This window comes from Sphingomonas desiccabilis (assembly GCF_004135605.1).
Taxonomy (GTDB): domain Bacteria; phylum Pseudomonadota; class Alphaproteobacteria; order Sphingomonadales; family Sphingomonadaceae; genus Sphingomonas; species Sphingomonas desiccabilis.
In genome coordinates, this window is record NZ_SDPT01000002.1 from 392,276 (window position 1) to 410,147 (window position 17,872).

Here is a 17,872-nt window from a genome sequence, read left to right on the forward strand (position 1 = left end):
CGCGCGCCGGTCGCCTCCCGCAGCGCGAAGGGCACCGGCACGCTGAAGGCGTTTGCGGGAGGCGGGGCTGATGTCGTTGGGCCCGCGCCTCGATCTTCGCCAGTCGCAGTCGCTGGTGATGACGCCGCAGCTCCAGCAGGCGATCCGGCTCCTCGCGCTGTCGAACCTGGAGATCGAAGGCGTCATCGCCGAGGAGATCGAGCGTAACCCGCTGCTCGAATCCGGCGGCAGCGACGATTCGGTCGGGGAGGATTCGATCCCGAGCGACGCGGCCGTGGTGCGCGACGAGCCCGCGGGCGCCGACGAACTGGTGCTGATGGGGGAGGCGAGCGGAGAGGCGCTCGACATCGACTTTGCGGCCGATGCATTCATCGACGACGGCCCCGGCGACGCCATCGGGGGGCTGGACGGCGGCCTGAGCTCCAGCGGGGCCGGCACGGCGGCGCCGTCCGAGGACGGCCTGGACTTTGATGGCCTGGAGGCGGACGGACCCTCGCTTGCCGATCATCTTCTCGCCCAGGCGGGAACGATGCTTTCGGGACCGGCGTTGTTCGTCGCCCAGCAGCTGATCGACCAGATCGACGAGTGCGGCTATCTCACCGGCTCGCTGCTCGATGTCGCCAACCGGCTGGGCGTGGCGCTGGCCGAGGTCGAGGCGGTGCTCGCGACGATCCAGACCTTTGATCCAACCGGGGTGGGCGCGCGCAGCCTGGCCGAGTGCCTCGCGCTCCAGGCGAAGGAGGCGGATCGCTACGACCCCTGCATGGCCCGGCTGATCGCCAATCTGGACCTGGTCGCCCGTGGCGCGCTGCCGCAACTGCGCCGGCTCTGCGAAGTCGACGACGAGGACCTGGCGGACATGATCCGCGAACTGCGCGGCTATGATCCCAAGCCCGGCTGCCGGTTCGGCGGGGAACGTGCTCCCGCGGTGGTGCCCGATCTCTTCGTGGCGCCGCGGGGCGCCGGTTGGGCCGTGGAGATCAACGGGGCCACGCTGCCACGGCTGCTCGTCAACCGCGCCTATTATGTCGAGCTTTCGGGCGGGCGGCAGGACAAGGCGTCCCGCGCCTGGCTTTCCGAATGCCTCGCCAGTGCCAACTGGCTGGTCAAGGCGCTCGACCAGCGGCAACGCACCATCATCAAGGTCGCGGCCGAGATCGTGAAGCAGCAGGAAGGGTTCTTTCGAAAGGGTGTGGCGCACCTGCGGCCGCTCACCTTGCGGCAAGTGGCCGAGGCGATCGAGATGCACGAATCGACCGTCAGCCGGGTCACCTCCAACAAATATCTCAGCTGTGCGCGCGGGCTGTTCGAGCTGAAGTACTTTTTCACCTCCGCGATCCAGGCTGCCGACGGCGGCGAGGCGGTGTCGGCCGCCGCGGTCAAGAACGCGATCAAGACGCTGATCGCCGCCGAGGATCCGCGCAAGATCCTGTCCGACGACACGCTGGTCGAACTGCTGAATGCCAAGGGCTTCGACATCGCCCGGCGCACCGTCGCCAAATACCGCGAGGCGATGGGGATCGGCTCCTCGGTGCAGCGGCGCCGGCAAAAGGCGCTGCAGGGGGCCTAATCTCGGCGTCGAGTCGGGTTCGTGGTTCCCGCCGCACCCGATTCGGCCCAAAGACCGACGCATGCCCTTCTTCCCAGACCGCGCGCGGCATCTGCTGCGCCTTCACGCGCAGCGGAACGCCTCCGATCAGTGGCCGATCCTCAAGCGGCGAGTCGCGACCGCCGCGGGCGCGGTCCTGCTGGGACTGGTGGCGCTTGCCTTCGCCCGTGCGAGCGACATGGCGCAGGACGTGTTCGGGCATGCGGTGGCGCGCTGGCCCTATGCGCCGCTCGTGGCGACGCCGCTCGCCTTCGCCGCTGTCGTGTGGGCGACGCGGCGTTGGGCCCGGGATGCCCGCGGCTCCGGCATTCCCCAGGTGATCGCGGCCGGCAGGTCGGCGGACGAGCAGGTCACGACCCGACTCCTCTCCCTCGGCACGGCCGCCAAGAAGCTCGTGCTGACGGTCACCATGCTGTTGTTCGGGGCGTCCGTCGGTCGTGAGGGGCCGAGCGTCCAGGTGAGTGCGGCGATCATGGTCGCGCTGCACCGCATGCTGCGCGTGCCGATCACCGCCGGCGTGCTGATCGCCGGTGGCGCCGCGGGTGTCGCCGCGGCGTTCAACACGCCGCTGGCCGGGGTCGCCTTCGCGATCGAGGAACTCGCCGCGGCCTATGAGCAGCGGGTCGCGATCCTGGTGATGGGGGCGGTGATGATCGCCGGCATGGTCAGCCTGGGGATCGCCGGCGACTATGTCTATTTCGGCGCGGTCCATCAGACGCTGAAGCTGCATCGCGTGCTGCTGCTGGCGCCGCTCGCCGGGCTGCTGGGCGGTGTTGCAGGCGGGCTGTTCACCCGGGTCGTGCTGGGCTTCAGCGACGGGCGGGCGGGATGGGCCCGGGCGCTGAAAGCCCGGCCCGTCCTGTTCGCCGGCCTGTGCGGACTGGTCGTCGCGGCGCTGGGCGTCGGGACCAGCGGTGCCACCTGGGGAACCGGCTATGGCGCCACGCGCACGCTGGTCGAGGGCGGCGAGGTGTCGGCCTGGTTCGGGCCCGCCAAGCTGATGGCGACGCTCGCGACCACCTTGACGGGGGCGCCCGGCGGGATCTTTGCGCCCTCGCTTGCCATCGGCGCGGGCTTCGGGAACCTGCTGACCGGCGTATTTCCCTATTCGCCGCCGGGCGCGGTGGTGGTGATCGGCATGGTCGCCTATTTCGTCGGCGTCGTTCGCGCGCCCTTCACCGCCGTCATCATCGTCAGCGAGACGACCGCCGCGCGCGGCCTGATCCTGCCGATGTTCGCGGCGGCGCTGATCGCCGACTGGGTGAGCGCGCGGGTCTGCCAGGAACGGCTGTACCACGGCCTCGCACGCCCGTTCGTTGCCGAGACGGAGGGAGCGCCCCGGTTCCCTGGGGCTCAGTCGTCCTCGTCTTCATAGCCGACCAGGTCGAGCGCCCGTGCGCGGATCTGGCGCATGCTGCACCAGTGGACCAGCGCGTCCTCGCGCCCGTGCGTCACCCACACTTCCTGCGGAGCGATCTCCTCGATCGTACGGGTCAGCTCGTCCCAGTCGGCATGGTCGGACAGGATCAGCGGCAGCTCGACATTGCGCTGCCGGGCGCGCTGCCGCACGCGCATCCATCCCGAGGCCATGGCCGAGATGGGATCGGGGAGGCGCCGCGACCAGCGGTCGTTGAGCGCGGACGGCGGGGCCAGGATGATCCGCCCGGCGAGCTCCGCCTTTGTGGCGCCGGTGGCGGGGCGCAGCTCGCCGAGTTCGACGCCGTGCGCGGCATAGAGGTCGCATAATCGCTGAAGCGCGCCGTGGACGTAGATGGGATCGTCGAAGCCCATCGCCCGTGCCTCGGCGATCACGCGCTGTGCCTTGCCCAGGGCATAGGCTCCCACCAGCACGCAGCGCTCCGGCTCCGCACGCAGGGCCGCAAGCAGCTTGTCGATCTCGTCGCGGGTTTCCGGGTGGCGGAAAACGGGCAGTCCGAACGTCGCCTCCGTCACGAACACGTCGCAGGCGACCGGCTCGAACGGCGCGCAGGTGGGATCCGGTCGGCGCTTATAGTCACCCGAGACCACCACGCGCTCGCCGCGATGCTCCAGCAGGATCTGCGCCGATCCGAGCACATGGCCCGCGGGAACATAGGACACCTGGATGTCGCCCAGCCGGACCGTCTCGCCATAGGCGACCGGGCGGCCGTTCTGGGTACCGTAGCGCGCGTCCATGATCGCCAGCGTCTCGGGCGTCGCCCACACCGTCTCGTGCCCGCCGCGGGCATGGTCCGCGTGCCCATGGGTCACCAGCGCGCGCGGCACCGGCACGGACGGGTCGATCCAGGCGTCGGCGTGGGGCAGGTAGATGCCCTGCGGCTTGGGTTCGATCCAGTCGGCGAGGCGAGGCATGGGGAGGCTAACGCACGAGCGCCATTTCCGGCCGCACGGGGGGCAATGGATCGAAGCGCATGTCCCGTCGTTGATGGAGGGTTCTTCGGGAGAGGAGGTCGAGCGATGGCGGACGAAGTCAGTCTGTGGGGCTTGTTGACGATCGTGGGGCCGATCGTCCTGCTGGGCGTGATCATCTGGGCCGTGCTCAACAACCGTGTTTCTCGGCGCCGGCACCAGGAGAGCGAGCACGCGACCGCCGATCTCTACGAGGAGCAGGACCGGATCGATCGCGAAAAGCGCATGCGCTGAGTCGATCCCTTCCGTTGGGCGTGCCGGATCGCCACATCGGCGACGTGGCCGCTGCGATTCCCGAACTTCCCAACCAGATTTCCCGCTGGTTTGCGGACCGCGGATGGTCGCCGCGTCGGCATCAGGCGGAAATGCTCGCCGCCGCGAGGGCCGGGCGCCACGCGCTGCTGGTCGCGCCCACCGGCGCGGGCAAGACGCTCGCGGGTTTCCTGCCCACGCTTGCCGAGCTTGCCGATGCGCCCGGCGACGGCCTGCACACGCTCTACATCTCGCCGCTGAAGGCGCTCGCCGTCGACGTCCAGCGCAACCTGCTCAACCCGATTGCGGAGATGGGGCTCGACATCCGGGTCGAGACGCGGACCGGCGACACCCCTTCCGACCGAAAGGCGCGCCAGCGGGTGAAGCCGCCGCACATCCTGCTGACGACACCCGAATCGCTGAGCCTGCTCCTGTCCTACCCCGACGCAGATCGGCTGCTGGCTAGCCTCAGGACGATCGTGATCGATGAGGTACATGCCTTTGCTGCGGGCAAGCGCGGGGACCTGCTGGCGCTTTGCCTGGCGCGGCTCCAGCGGTTGAGCCCGGGGCTGCGGCGCGTGGCGCTCTCCGCCACCGTCGCCGACCCCGACGACTATCGCGCCTGGCTCGCTCCCGATGGCGACATCGACGCCGTCACGCTGGTGCAAGGCGATCCCGGCGCCGATCCCCGCATCGAAATCCTGCTTCCGGAAGGGCGGATCCCCTGGTCCGGCCACTCCGGGCGCTATGCCGCGCCGCAGGTAATGGCGCAGATCGAAGCGCACGCCACCACCATCGTCTTCTGCAACACGCGCAGCCTTGCCGAGCTGATCTTCCAGGATCTGTGGAAGTCGAACGAGCGGAGCCTGCCGATCGGTGTCCACCACGGCAGCCTCGCGGTGGAGGCGCGGCGCAAGGTCGAGCAGGCGATGGCGGACGGGCGGCTGCGCGCGCTGGTCGCGACCGCCAGCCTCGACTTGGGCGTCGACTGGGGCAACGTCGATTGCGTGATCCAGATGGGAGCGCCCAAGGGCTCGTCGCGCCTGCTCCAGCGCATCGGCCGGGCGAACCACCGCCTCGACGAGCCTTCCGAGGCCATCGTCGTGCCGGGCAACCGCTTCGAGTATCTGGAGGCGCGCGCGGCGCTGGATGCGGTGGAGGCCGGCGAGCTTGACACGGAGCTGTTCCGCCCGGGCGCCCTCGACGTGCTTGCACAACATCTGATGGCCTGTGCCTGTGCCGAGCCCTTCGATGCTGCGGACATGCTGCAGGAGGTCCGCGCAGCATTGCCCTATTCCGCGCTCGACGCGGAGACGTTCGATCGCGTGCTCCACTACATCGCCGAGGGTGGCTATGCGCTGCGCGCCTATGACCGGTTCAAGCGGCTGACCAAGGGGGCGGACGGGCTCTGGCGGGTCAGCCATCCGCGCTTCGTGCAGCAGCATCGGCTGAACGCCGGCATCATTGTCGATGCGCCGACACTCGACGTGCGCTTCCGCAACGGCCGCAAGCTTGGCACCGTCGAGGAGTATTTCGCCTCCACGCTCTCGACCGGCGACACCTTCTTCTTTGCCGGGCTCAGCCTCGAGGTGGAGCGGATCGAGCTCACCGATCTGATCGTGCGCGCCTCCAGCCGGCCTGCGCGCATCCCCACCTATGTGGGCACCCGCATGGCGCTCTCGACCAACCTCGCGCAGCGGGTACGGACCTTTCTGCACGACCGCGCGCAATGGCCCCGGTTCCCGGCGGACGTGCGCGAATGGCTGGAGATCCAGGGGCGGCGCTCACGCCTGCCGGAGCCGGGGCAGTTGCTGATCGAGACCTTCCCGCATGAGGGGAGGCACTACATGGTCGCCTACAGCTTCGAAGGCTGGAACGCGCACCAGTCGCTCGGCATGCTCATCACCCGGCGGATGGAGGCGCTGGGCCTCAAGCCCATCGGCTTCGTCTCGAACGATTATGCGCTCGCCTGCTACGGCTTGGAGCCGATTACCGATCCGGCCGCGCTCTTCTCGCCCGACATCCTGGAGCACGAGTTCGTCGAATGGGTGCAGGGCTCGAACCTGCTCAAGCGCGCCTTCCGGGAAGTGGCGGTTATCGGTGGTCTCGTGGAGCGCCAGCATCCCGGCAAGCGCAAGTCCGGCAAGCAGGTCACCTTCTCGACGGACCTCATCTACGACGTGCTGCGCAAGTACGAGCCGACCCACCTGCTGCTCCAGGCCGCCTGGGAGGATGCCCGCGCGCGGATGACCGACGTCGGCCGCCTCGCGACGCTGCTGGAGACCGCGCAGGCGCGGATGCTGCATGTCCCGCTGGAACGGATCAGCCCGCTCGCCGTGCCGGTCATGGTGCTGATCGGCCGCGAGCATGTGCCGCAGGGGAGTGCCGACGATGCGCTGCTGACCGAGGCGGAAGCCATGGCGGCCGAGGCGATGCGGCTCGACTGACGTGGTTGGACGGACTTGTCGCGGCCGCGCCGACGGGGCATAGGGACGCCATGGTTCGCTTTTCGTTCTCGGGGCACGAGCTGGTCGCGCTGTCCGCGGGCGCGCTCTACTGGCCGGCGCGCGAGGCGCTGCTGGTTGCCGATCTCCACTTCGAGAAGGCGAGCTGGTTCGCGCAGTTCGGGCAGATGCTGCCGCCCTATGACACGCTCGCGACGCTGGACGCGCTGGAGGCGGTGGTCGCACGGGTGAACCCTGCCGAGCTCTGGTGCCTGGGCGACAGCTTCCACGATCCCAGGGGCTGTACGCGTCTGCCGGTGGCGGCACAGGAGCGGCTCAGGGCGCTGACGTCCGGCTGCCGCTGGACCTGGATCACCGGCAACCATGACGCGGGCTTCACCGCCTCGTGCGGCGGCGCCGTGCTGGAGGAAGCGGTGGTGGACGGACTGGTGCTGCGGCACGAGGCCGATCCTGGCGAGACCCGGCCCGAGCTGTCGGGACACTTCCACCCCAAGCTGCGGGTGACGGTGCGGGGGCGGACGATCGCACGCCGCTGCTTCGTTGCGACGGCGAGCAAGCTGGTGTTGCCGGCGTTCGGGTCCCTGACCGGCGGGCTGGAGCCGCACCACCCCGAGATCGTGCGCGCGGTGGGGCGGGGCGCGGAAGCGCTGGTGGCGCTGGAGGATCGGCTTCTGCGGTTTCCGGTCGCGGCCTGACGTCAGGAGCCGGCGCCACATTGCACGGACGATGTGCCGCGCACCTGACACTTGGCAGCGCCCGCGACCTCGACGCTGCCGGCGCCATTCGCGGTGACGGTGGCGGTGAGGGCGGCGCGGAACCGCCCGGTACCCGCGCCTTCGCTGCGTACCACCAGGTCGCGGGTCTCGAGCGCGGCTGCGTCCAGGCTGCCCGAGCCCACCGCCAGGAATCGTGCCTGCCGCGCCGTGCCGGACAGCGATAGCGTGCCGTTCCCCATCAGCGTGCCCGCCAGCTGTTCGGCCGCCACGCCCGCGATCGACAGCGTGCCGGTGCCATTGAGCACCGCTTCGGTCCGGGTGCCGGCGAGACGGTCGACCATCACGCGCCCGCCGCCGGCGAGCGTCACCGCCTGCAGCGGCGCCGCCGTCCGGACGCGGATGGTCACCGGCCGCTGCTGCACGGCGAAGCCGTCCCGCGTCACGGCGCTGGGCCGGATGGTCAGCACGCCCGCTTCCACCTGCACGGACACGCGCTCGGCCGAGGCGCGGTCGCCGAGCATCTCGGCGCCCGTGCGCCCGCCGGTCACCACCTCCACGACATAGGAGCCGCTGACGCGCAGCCGGTCGAACCGCGTGAGCATCACCGTGCGGGCTGGCGGCTCCGGGCTTTCCAGCGCCGCCGTCAGCGCCAGGAGGATCGGCAGCAACAGCATGGGGCAAGCATCGCACCGTGGCTGCCGCACTGGCAAGCCGCCACGGCGGTCAGGACGCGCAGCGGATCGAGCCGGAGCCCGCCAGCGTGCTGGTGCACAGGGCCATCTCGCCGAGGTCCACGGTGCCCGACCCGTCGAGCGTCACGCGGGCGGGGCCGGCAACGTTCGCCTCGACCCTGCCCGATCCCTGCAGGACGACCGCCGCCTGCTCGGCACGAAGCTGCGGGGCGGTGATGTCACCCGAGCCCTTCACCTCGGCCGAGAGCAGGTCGACGGCGCCGGCCGCCGCGATCGTACCGGACCCGGTGTTCGCAAGCCGCACGGTGCGGCCGCCGAGCATGCCGATGGTGAGGTCCGCGGATCCGGAGACGCTGCCCGAGAAGTTCTCGGCACGATCGAGCGTCACTGCGCCCGATCCCGTGGCGGAGGCGGCGCGGATCTCCGGCATCTGCACGGTGATGCTGCCGGCGCTGCGCAGCGGCCACGGCCAGCTCTGCCGGGACGTGCGCCCGATCCGGAGCGTGCCACCCTCGCTCCTCACGAGCAGCTGGTCGAGCACGGCGGGTTCGCCGCGGGCCTCGATGGCGAACGCGCCGCCGGTGCGGATCTCGACGTTGTCGGGGCCCTCCAGGGCGACCGCGGTGAAGTCACGGGCTTCGAAACTGCGCTGCACCGTATCGGCGTGCTGGTGATTGGATTCGCCGATGCCCGAGCAGGCGGCGAGAGAAAGGCAAGCCAAAGTCCCTAACGAACGCATTCGAACCCTTTTTCGTGACCCACGCTGGAGACCCCGCCGCCCGCGCAAAGCCGTAAAGAAAAAGGGCGGCCGTGGGGCCGCCCTCGTTCAGCTGCTTGAGAAAGACCGCGCCGTCAGGCGGCGGTCTTCTCCTTGTTGTAGATCGCGGCCGAGGCACGCAGGATGTCGAGGATCTTGTCGAGCGCCTTGGGCTCCTCGACCTCTTCCATCGCCGCCAGCTCGCGCGCGAGCCGGCTGGCCGCCGCCTCGAAGATCTGGCGCTCGGAATAGCTCTGCTCGGGCTGGTCGTCGGCGCGAAACAGGTCACGGACCACCTCGGCGATCGACACCAGGTCGCCCGAGTTGATCTTCGCCTCATATTCCTGGGCGCGGCGCGACCACATGGTGCGCTTGACCTTGGGCTTGCCCTTGAGCGTGTCGAGCGCCTCGCGCAGCGTCTTGTCCGACGACAGCTTGCGCATGCCGACGCTCTCGGCCTTGTTGGTGGGCACGCGGAGCGTCATGCGCTCCTTTTCGAAGCGGAGCACGTACAGCTCCAGCTGCATGCCCGCAATTTCCTGCTTCTGAAGCTCGATGACACGGCCAACGCCATGCTTGGGGTAAACGACATAATCGCCGACATCAAAGGACAGCGCCTTGGCAGCCATTGGTAGCCTTTCGTGACCGGTTCGCCCCAGAGTCGCGCCTGGACGGGGAGGGGCTCAGGCCGATCCGCGTCGGGCTGGGGCTTTTCTTTAGGGTGCGTCTCCACGCGGCGGGCAACGGAATGCCGCCGTCGCGCAACTATATAGCGCGTCTGGAGCAAAAATGCCAGTGGCGAGTTGCAGTTCCCGCGAAAACGGGCCGGAAAACCGCGCTTTTTCCCCGTACGCGGCCGCATACGGGGCTCGCCCGGTCAGTCGCCCTTGCCGGGTTCGGGGGAGAAGAACTGCTCGTACTTGTTCTCGACGCCCTTCATGGCGTCCGCGTCGGGCGGCGTCTGGTCGAGCTTGCGCGTGACGTTGGGCCACTGGGCCGAGAAGGTGTTGTTGAGCTCGAGCCACTGTTCCAGCCCGGACTCGGTATCGGGCAGGATCGCCTCGGCCGGGCATTCCGGCTCGCACACGCCGCAGTCGATGCACTCGGACGGGTTGATGACGAGCATGTTCTCGCCCTCGTAGAAGCAATCCACCGGACAGACCTCGACGCAGTCCATGTACTTGCAGCGGATGCAGGCGTCGGTGACGACGTAGGTCATTGGGGAACAGGCTCCAGGGGTTCGAACGGGGACGCGTTATGCGGGCTGTCCCGCCCCGTCAACGGGCACGGGAGGGGCGGGTTCCAGCAACTGGTAGCTCTCCGCGGCTTCCGCGGGCGGTCCGCGCCGCCTGGGAAGGGCGAGCACGCGCAGCACGAGCACCCGTCCATGGCGGGGAAAGGCGACCACGACGCCCGGCCGCACGGGGCAGTGCGCGCGCTCGATGCGGCGGCCGTCGATGCGCAGCAGCCCGCCCTCGGCCAGCGCCTGGGCGGCGCTGCGGGTCTTCACCAGCCGCGCGAACCACAGGAAGCGGTCGAGCCGCATCGATTCGGCGCCGTGCGGGGTCGGATCAGCCACGCGAAAGGTCCAGGCCCGCAAGGGCTGCAAAGGCGTTGCCGGGACGCGGTGCCGCCGGGGCGCGCGGCGCCGGCGCGCGCGGACGGCCGCGCCATGCCCAGCGCGGCTGCTCGCCCTCGGCCTTGGCGCTGCGGAAGCCCAGGCGCGCCATCAGCTTGGCGACGGTTTCGGGCTGGAGCCCGATCGACGTGGCGAGCGCAGGATCGGGGGCGAACGGCTTGTGCCCCTGGCGAGCGTCGTGCGCCGCGCGGGCGATGCGCTCGACCAGGTCGACGCGCACCGCCTGGCCGCCCAGCCGGCGGAAGCCCCAGGCGCGGGTGTCGCCCGGCAGCACCGTGGCCCCGGCGGGGGGCAGCGGCTCGACCGGACGACCGTCGCGCGCCGCCAGCAGCGCGGCGCGCCAGCGGGCGGGGGCGGGGCGGAACAGGCGTGCGTCGAACAGGTCGAGTGTGCCGACCGTCACCCCGGCCTGGCGCAGCCGCCGGCGATCCTCGGGCGCGAGCGCGTCGAGCGCCGGATCGGCGCTTTCGCGCGGGCTGATCCCGCCGACCTCGGTGAGCGCCGCGGCGACCGCCCGCAGGGGGGCGCTGGCGTCGGGATCGCGCGACAGTGCGGCGAGCCGGGCGAGGACCGGCGCGCGGCGGGCGATCTCCGCCTCCACCCACGCGACGATCCGCTCGCGCACCGCCGTCTGGCCGGCGCGGTCGAGACAGTCGAGGCTGCGGTCGAGCTTGACTGCAGGGCGATCGAGCGTGGGCCCGTTCGCAAGCGTGGCGACAGGGATGCCGTCCCAGCGGATGCCAGGGCGTTCGCCGGGCTCGGCATCGAGCACGAAGGCCTCGTCCGTCGCACCCGCGAGCGCGGCACCGCGGCGGCGCAGCTCGCCCGCGAGCCCCTTTTCCGCGGCGGAGATCAGCAGCCGCTTGTCGGCGACCCGCGCGTCGGGTGCGACGTGGAAGCGGAAACCCTCCAGCCGGCCGAGCACATGCGCGTCGACGCTGACCTCGCCGTCCTCGCCCACTTCGACCGGCAGGTTGCTCGCGTCGGCGCCGATGCGGCGCAGCAGCACGGTGGTGCGCTGGTCGACGAAGCGCTGGCGCAGGCGGTCGTGCAGCGCGTCGGACAGCCGTTCCTCGATTGCGCGGGTGCGGTCGGCCCAGTGCGCGGGCTCGGCCAGCCAGTCGGCACGGTGCGCGATATAAGCCCAGCTTCGCGCCGCCGCGATGCGCCCGGCGATGGTCTCGACATCGCCGCCGACATTGTCGAGGCGCGCGACCTCATCGGCGAACCATTGGTGGGGGATATGGCCGCGCCCCTCGCTCAGATGCTGGAAGATGCGGCCGACGAAGCGGGCGTGCGGATCCGGCCCGAGCTTGCGGAAGTCGGGCAGGCCGCAGGCCGACCATAGCCTTGCGACCATCGCGGGGCTGCGCGTGCGGGCGCGCACCCAATCCTCCTCCGCCAGCCGCTTGAGCACCGCCAGGTCGATCGCCTGGGGCGCGGCGCGCAGGGCGGGGTGGTTGGGCTTGCGCTCCAGGCTCTCGATCAGCGCGTCGAGGCTGGCAGTGCTTGGGCTGCCTTCGCGCCAGTAGAGCTGTTCGAGCGGGGGGATGACGTGCCCCTCGATCGCCAGCACCTCCTCGGGCGTAAAGGCGCTCGGCCCTTCCTCGACCAGCCCGCCGAAGCTGCCGTCGCGCTGGTGGCGCCCGGCGCGGCCGGCGATCTGCGCCATTTCCGAGATGGTGAGGCGCCGCTGGCGGCGGCCGTCGAACTTGCGGAGCGAAGCAAAGGCGACGTGCGCCACGTCCATGTTGAGGCCCATGCCGATCGCGTCGGTGGCGACCAGATAGTCGACCTCGCCCGACTGGAACATCTGCACCTGGGCGTTGCGGGTGCGCGGCGACAGCGCCCCCATCACCACCGCAGCGCCCCCGCGCATCCGGCGGATCGTCTCGGCCACGGCGTACACTTCTTCGGCCGAGAAGGCGACGATCGCACAACGGCGGGGCAGGCGGGACAGCTTGCGCGCGCCGGCATAGGAGAGGGTGGAAAAGCGCGGGCGGTTGATGATCTCCGCATCGGGCACCAGCGCGCGCACCATCGGCCGCAGCGCCTCCGAACCCAGGATCATCGTTTCCTCACGGCCCCGGGCGCGCAGCAGCCGGTCGGTGAAGACATGGCCGCGCTCCGGATCGGCGCCGAGCTGCGCCTCGTCAAGCGCCACGAACGCGACCTCGCGGTCGAGCGGCATGCTCTCGGCCGTGCACAGGAACCAGCGCGCGCCCGGCGGCACGATGCGTTCCTCGCCGGTGATGAGCGCCACCTGGTGCGCGCCCTTGATCGCCACCACCCGGTCATAGACCTCGCGCGCGAGCAGGCGCAGCGGGAAGCCGATCATGCCCGAGGCATGGCCGCACATCCGCTCGATCGCGAGGTGGGTCTTGCCGGTGTTGGTGGGCCCCAGCACGGCGGTGAGCGGGCTACGCGCGAACTGGCTCATAACACGGCGAAACATCGGGCGTGCTGCGGCGAAGTGCAAGGGCGCAGAAGGACTTGGCGGCGTCTGCCGCGCAGCATCGCGCCTTCGCAGGTGCGGAAGGTTAGTCGAAAGTTAGTCCAAGAACGCCGCTGCCGCGATCTTCCGGGAGCCGGCGGCAGGAGGCTGGGGGGAGCAGGCGTGACCATCGTGCCATCCTTTCGCGCGCGGGATCCAGCTTGTGACAGGCGAGCGGGCGGTAGGACAGCCGCAACGGCTTCGGGGACGACGCGGCATCTGGGTCACGCGCAACGGGAGTCGAGGCGGGCATATGCCGTGAAGATGACGGCTGCGGCGGCTGAAGCACGGACGGGGGGCCTTCCCCTGCGGCTTTAGGTTGCAGCGGACCGCGGGGGAGTTGTTGCGGTGCGCACCTCGCCCCCGCCTTCCAGCTACGCCCCGCCCCTCGCCCGGGTACGTCGTCGGTTACCGGGCGCCAACCTCGGCGCACCTACACCTGCGGCGCCGGGCATCGGGTCCACGGGTGGCACGCCGAGGCCGTCGGCGCGGAAGCCACCAGGCGAGGGGGCGCGCACAAGACGCGCGCAGTGCGGTACTGGCGGCCCTCTCAAGTCGCCCTTTCCGCAGCCTGAAGTCAGTTCTGGCATGTAAAGTCGGCGTCTAAGGATTACTGATCACAGATCTTGCTTAACTCTGCATTTACTACATAGTTACTTCATCCGAATCGGGGGAGTTCGCTATGGGGGGCCTGGCGACGGCTATCGGTGTGCTCGACGGCGTGCTGCACGAAGTCGTGCTGTTCGCGGCGTTCGGCTTTCTCATCGGCGGCGTGGACGATCTTGCGACCGACCTGGTCCATTTCGGACGTCGCTTCCGCCCCCGCCGCATGGGCGGGGCGCCGATCCCCTCGGGCACCTACACGCCGGGGCGGCTGGCGGTGTTCGTTCCCGCCTGGGACGAGGCGGCCGTCATCGGGCTGATGCTGCGCAGCGCGCTCGCCCGCTTCGACCACCCCGACTACCGTATCTACGCCGGCACCTATCCCAATGATCCGGCGACGGTCAGCGCCGTGCACGCCGTTGCGCAGGAGGACCCGCGCGTCCGCCTGGTCGTGTGCCCGCGCGCCGGCCCCACCACCAAGGCCGACTGCCTGAACGCGCTGTGGTATGCGCTGCTGGCGGACCAGCGGGCCGAAGGACAGCCGTTCAAGGGCGTCGTGCTCCACGATGCCGAGGACCTCGTCCACCCCGAGGAACTGCGGCTGCTCGACCAGGGGCTCGACCATGCCACCACCGTGCAGCTGCCGGTGCTGCCGCTCGCCGATCCGCGCTCGCGCTGGATCTCCGGGCACTACATCGACGAGTTCGCGGAGGCGCATGGCAAGCTGATGCCGGTGCGCCAGGCGCTCGGCGCCGGCCTGCCGCTTGCGGGCACCGGCTGCGCGATCGCGGTGCCGATGCTCGCGCGGATCGCCATCGCCCGCGGCGGCCTGCCGTTCGACGAGGCGAGCCTGACCGAGGATTACGAGCTGGGGCTGACGATCGCCATGCTCGGCGGACGCGGCCTGTTCCTCAACGTGGTCGAGGCCGGCGGCGACCAGCCGGTCGGCGTCCGCGCCTTCTTCCCCGCGACGCTCGACGCGGCGGTCCGGCAGAAGGCGCGCTGGATGATCGGCATCGCGCTAGCCGGCTGGGACCGGATCGGCTGGGCGGCGCGCGGCCGCGCGACCGAGCACTGGATGCGGATGCGCGACCGCCGCACCATCCTTGCCGTGCCCGTGCTCGCCGCCGCCTATGTGGCGCTGGTCGGCTGGGGTATTTCGGAGAGCGTCCACTGGCTGACCGGCACCAGCCGCGCCGAGGTCTCGCCCGCGATGCGGCTGCTGCTGATGCTCAACACCGCGCTCCTGGTCTGGCGGATCGCGATGCGCGCGCATTTCGTCGGCAGGCGCTGCGGCTGGAAGGAGGGCGCCCGGTCCGTCCCCCGCGCCATCATCGCCAATCTGGTGGCGCTGCTCGCCGCCCGCCGAGCGATCTTTCGTTATCTCGCCATGCTGCGCGGCGCCGAGCTGCGCTGGGACAAGACGGCGCACCATTTCCCGACCGTCGCCGGCGAGGCCGCATGACCGGAGCGGGAAGGCCGATCAAGTTCCTGCTGCTCGTGCTGGCCGGCTGGACCGGCGCGCGCGCGACGCTGCTGTGGCCGGGCGCAGAGCTGGCCGCGGTCGCCGAAGCCTCGGAGACGCCGGCGGGGCTCAGCCCCATGCCCGCAGCGCCGCTGTTCGCGTTTCCCCAGCCCTCCGGACACCCGCGCCGCGTCGGCGCGGCGTCGCCCGAACCGCTGCCCGCCGGCTACACGGAGCCCGGCGGCGCGCCCGTCTTCCACGCGGCCGCAGCCATGCTCCTGCCCATCTCCCAAGCGGCTCCGGGCGGGGCTCCTGCGCCGCAGGTCGCAACCTCCCCCGAACCCGCGCTCGCCCTGGTTGCCCAGCCCCGAGCGCCGCGCCGCTGGTCGGCCAGCGCCTGGCTGGTCGCGCGCGGCGGCAGCATGGCCGGCGACGGCGCGTTCGGCCCGGCCCAGCTCGGCGGCAGCCAGGCAGGCGCCCGCATCCGCTACGCGCTCACCCGCACGCTCGCGCTTTCCGGCCGCTTCTCCAGCCCGTTGCGCGGCGTCGGCAAGGAGGCAGGGCTCGGCGTCGAGTGGCAGCCGCTCAAGCTTCCGCTCCCGGTCTCGATCCTGCTCGAACGGCGGATCGCGCTCGACTCCGGCCCGGACGGGACCGGCCTCGGCGCGATCGCGGGCATCAACCCCACCCCGGTCTTCGGCCGGCTGCAGGTGGAGGGCTATGGCCAGGCCGGCGTCGTCCTGCGCGCGCGGCGGGAGCCCTATGCCGATGGTGCCGTCCGGGTGCTCCACCCGGTTTCTAGCGGCAAGCGCCTCGAGCTGGCGCTCGGCGCCGGCGCCTGGGGCGGCGCCCAGCGCGGCGCCAGCCGGCTCGACATCGGCCCCTCGCTCGTCGCCACCGTGCCCACCGGCGGGCCGAAGCTGCGGCTCGCCGCCGAATGGCGCCAGCGCGTCGCGGGGAATGCCGCTCCCGGCTCCGGTCCTGCGCTGACCCTCGGCACCGACTTCTGAAGGCTTTGTCCCGCCGGGCCAAACGGCTATCCACGGGACGATGGACCTCTACCTCCCCGTCGCGAACCTGTCGGTCAACGCGCTCGTGATCGTGCTGCTGGGCGGCGGCGTGGGGTTCCTGTCGGGCATGTTCGGGGTCGGCGGCGGGTTCCTGACCACGCCGCTGCTGATCTTCTACGGCATCCCGCCTACGGTCGCCGCCGCCTCGGCCGCGAGCCAGGTGACGGGCGCCAGCGTCTCGGGCGTGTTCGCCCATTTCCGGCGCGGCGGGGTGGACGTCCGCATGGGCACGGTGCTGACGGTCGGCGGCGTAATGGGGTCGATCGCGGGCGCCGGCATCTTCCGGTTGCTCCAGGCGAGCGGCCAGATCGATACGGTGATCGCGCTCATCTATGTGCTGCTGCTGGGCTCGATCGGCGGGCTGATGCTGAAGGAGGCGGTCGGCAGCATCCGCGTGCTGCGCGGCGCAAAGCCCGCGCCGGCCGCGCGCCGCCGCCACCACCCCTTCGTGGCCGCGCTCCCCTTGCGCTGGCGCTTCTATGCGTCGGGCCTCTACATCTCGCCGCTCGCGCCGCTGCTGCTGGGCTTCGGCGTCGGCATCCTGACGGTGCTGCTGGGGGTCGGCGGCGGCTTCGTGCTGGTGCCCGCCATGCTCTACCTGCTCGGCATGGGCACGCGCGTGGTGGTCGGCACCTCGCTGTTCCAGATCCTGTTCGTGACTGCCGCCGCGACCCTGGTCCATGCCATGACCACCAAGGCGGTCGACATCGTGCTCGCGGTGCTGCTGCTGATCGGCTCGGTCACGGGCGCGCAGATCGGGGCGAAGTTCGCGCAGGTGGTGAAGCCCGAATATCTCCGCCTGATCCTGGCGCTGATGGTGCTGGCGGTCGCGTTCCGCATGGCGCTCGGGCTCGGCTGGCGGCCCGACGAGATCTACACGATCGAGCTGTCGTGAGGCGCGCGCTCGCCCTGCTGCTGCTGGCCCCGCTGCTGCTGGGCGCCACCGCGGCGAAGCCCGTGCTGGTGCCGGACGTCTCGCGCCGCAACATCCAGATCGCCTACAGCTTCACCGGCGCCGAGCTGCTGCTGTTCGGCGCGATCCTCTATCCGGGCGGCCGCGAGCCCGACGCCGACCACCCCGCCGACGTCGTCGTGGTGGTGAAGGGCCCCGCCCAGTCGATCGTGATGCGGGAGAAGGAGAAGGTCGCCGGCATCTGGGTCAACGCCGCACGCACCCGCTTCCGCTCGGCCCCCTCCTTCTACGCCATCGCCTCGTCCAAGCCGATCGCGCAGCTGGTCGACGACCGCACCCGCGCCATCTACGAACTCGGCCTCGACAGCCTCCAGCTTTCTCCGGCCTCGGGCGCCACGGCCGAGGAACAGGCGCGCTTCGCCGCCGGACTGGTCGACCTCCAGCGCCGCCAGGGCCTGTACTACGAGGCGCCGGGCGCGGTGGAGATCACCGACGGCGTCCTCTACCGCGCCGCCGTCGACATCCCCGCGCGGGTGCCGGTCGGCCGCTTCACCGCCGAGACCTTCCTGATCCGCGACGGCCGCGTGCTGGCAGCCGCGGTGCGGGAGATCGACATCCGCAAATCGGGCTTCGAGCGCTTCGTGGAGCAGGCGGCCGAGCATGACTCGCTCGCCTATGGCCTGGTCGCGGTCGCGCTGTCGGTGTTGTTCGGCTGGGCGGCCGGCTCGCTGTGGCGGCGCTTCTGACCGCCCGCTGCGTCCCGGCGGGAACGCATTCTTTACCATCGC

Annotated in this window: 16 protein-coding genes; 9 read left to right on the forward strand and 7 right to left on the reverse strand. The window is 70.9% G+C overall.

Annotation, left to right across the window (positions count from 1 at the left end; all coding sequences use genetic code 11):
* Positions 1 to 70: 70 nt before the first annotated feature.
* Complete coding sequence (rpoN, locus tag EO081_RS10035; RefSeq protein WP_129341815.1) at positions 71 to 1,570, forward strand: RNA polymerase factor sigma-54; 1,500 nt, start codon at positions 71 to 73, stop codon at positions 1,568 to 1,570.
* A gap of 61 nt (positions 1,571 to 1,631) precedes the next feature.
* Positions 1,632 to 2,984: a chloride channel protein gene (locus EO081_RS10040; protein WP_129341816.1), complete on the forward strand. Its 1,353-nt coding sequence runs from the start codon at positions 1,632 to 1,634 to the stop codon at positions 2,982 to 2,984.
* On the opposite strand, the gene EO081_RS10045 is transcribed toward EO081_RS10040, so the two are convergent.
* A complete protein-coding gene (locus tag EO081_RS10045) occupies positions 2,963 to 3,961 on the reverse strand; it encodes a ligase-associated DNA damage response exonuclease (protein ID WP_129341817.1) in 999 nt (332 codons plus the stop codon). The genes EO081_RS10040 and EO081_RS10045 overlap by 22 nt on opposite strands.
* A 105-nt stretch (positions 3,962 to 4,066) precedes the next feature.
* On the opposite strand from EO081_RS10045, the gene EO081_RS10050 reads away from it, so the two are divergent.
* The 3 genes from EO081_RS10050 (at position 4,067) to pdeM (ending at position 7,430) form a co-directional block, all read left to right on the forward strand.
* Positions 4,067 to 4,252 (forward strand): hypothetical protein, encoded by a 186-nt coding sequence (locus tag EO081_RS10050; protein ID WP_129341818.1) that lies wholly within the window; start codon positions 4,067 to 4,069, stop codon positions 4,250 to 4,252.
* 77 nt (positions 4,253 to 4,329) lie between these two features.
* Entirely contained in the window at positions 4,330 to 6,717 is a 2,388-nt protein-coding gene (locus EO081_RS10055; protein ID WP_375781664.1) for a ligase-associated DNA damage response DEXH box helicase, read from the forward strand.
* A gap of 50 nt (positions 6,718 to 6,767) precedes the next feature.
* Positions 6,768 to 7,430 (forward strand): ligase-associated DNA damage response endonuclease PdeM, encoded by a 663-nt coding sequence (gene pdeM, locus EO081_RS10060; RefSeq protein ID WP_129341819.1) that lies wholly within the window; start codon positions 6,768 to 6,770, stop codon positions 7,428 to 7,430.
* 2 nt (positions 7,431 to 7,432) lie between these two features.
* Here pdeM and EO081_RS10065 read toward each other — a convergent pair whose 3' ends face one another.
* From EO081_RS10065 to EO081_RS10090, 6 genes are all read right to left on the reverse strand, one after another.
* Positions 7,433 to 8,125: a GIN domain-containing protein gene (locus EO081_RS10065; protein ID WP_129341820.1), complete on the reverse strand. Its 693-nt coding sequence runs from the start codon at positions 8,123 to 8,125 to the stop codon at positions 7,433 to 7,435.
* Positions 8,126 to 8,174: 49 nt separating this feature from the next.
* On the reverse strand, positions 8,175 to 8,864 hold the full coding sequence (locus EO081_RS10070) for a head GIN domain-containing protein (RefSeq protein WP_165284598.1): 690 nt from the start codon (positions 8,862 to 8,864) through the stop codon (positions 8,175 to 8,177).
* Between the two features lie 131 nt (positions 8,865 to 8,995).
* Positions 8,996 to 9,529, reverse strand: a complete 534-nt coding sequence (locus EO081_RS10075; protein ID WP_125959091.1) for a CarD family transcriptional regulator — start codon at positions 9,527 to 9,529, stop codon at positions 8,996 to 8,998.
* A 248-nt stretch (positions 9,530 to 9,777) separates the two neighbouring features.
* Positions 9,778 to 10,119 carry a ferredoxin FdxA gene (gene fdxA / locus EO081_RS10080; RefSeq protein WP_125959090.1) on the reverse strand — a complete coding sequence of 114 codons (342 nt, stop codon included), beginning with the start codon at positions 10,117 to 10,119 and terminating at the stop codon, positions 9,778 to 9,780.
* Between the two features lie 36 nt (positions 10,120 to 10,155).
* The gene (locus EO081_RS10085) at positions 10,156 to 10,446 is read right to left on the reverse strand and encodes an RNA-binding S4 domain-containing protein (RefSeq protein ID WP_129342445.1); all 291 of its coding nucleotides are present in this window, start codon (positions 10,444 to 10,446) and stop codon (positions 10,156 to 10,158) included.
* Positions 10,447 to 10,471: 25 nt separating this feature from the next.
* Positions 10,472 to 12,979 carry a helicase-related protein gene (locus EO081_RS10090; protein ID WP_129342444.1) on the reverse strand — a complete coding sequence of 836 codons (2,508 nt, stop codon included), beginning with the start codon at positions 12,977 to 12,979 and terminating at the stop codon, positions 10,472 to 10,474.
* A 736-nt stretch (positions 12,980 to 13,715) separates the two neighbouring features.
* Here EO081_RS10090 and EO081_RS10095 point away from each other — a divergent pair.
* The 4 genes from EO081_RS10095 to EO081_RS10110 are packed head-to-tail and all read left to right on the forward strand — an operon-like array spanning position 13,716 to position 17,830.
* Positions 13,716 to 15,101: a glycosyl transferase family protein gene (locus EO081_RS10095; RefSeq protein WP_129341822.1), complete on the forward strand. Its 1,386-nt coding sequence runs from the start codon at positions 13,716 to 13,718 to the stop codon at positions 15,099 to 15,101.
* Complete coding sequence (locus tag EO081_RS17060; RefSeq protein ID WP_240697627.1) at positions 15,098 to 16,111, forward strand: hypothetical protein; 1,014 nt, start codon at positions 15,098 to 15,100, stop codon at positions 16,109 to 16,111. Before EO081_RS10095 ends, EO081_RS17060 begins: the two co-directional genes overlap by 4 nt.
* Before the next feature lie 40 nt (positions 16,112 to 16,151).
* Positions 16,152 to 17,066: a sulfite exporter TauE/SafE family protein gene (locus EO081_RS10105; protein ID WP_125959086.1), complete on the forward strand. Its 915-nt coding sequence runs from the start codon at positions 16,152 to 16,154 to the stop codon at positions 17,064 to 17,066.
* The gene (locus EO081_RS10110; RefSeq protein WP_129341823.1) at positions 17,063 to 17,830 is read left to right on the forward strand and encodes a TIGR02186 family protein; all 768 of its coding nucleotides are present in this window, start codon (positions 17,063 to 17,065) and stop codon (positions 17,828 to 17,830) included. Before EO081_RS10105 ends, EO081_RS10110 begins: the two co-directional genes overlap by 4 nt.
* Positions 17,831 to 17,872: the final 42 nt, after the last annotated feature.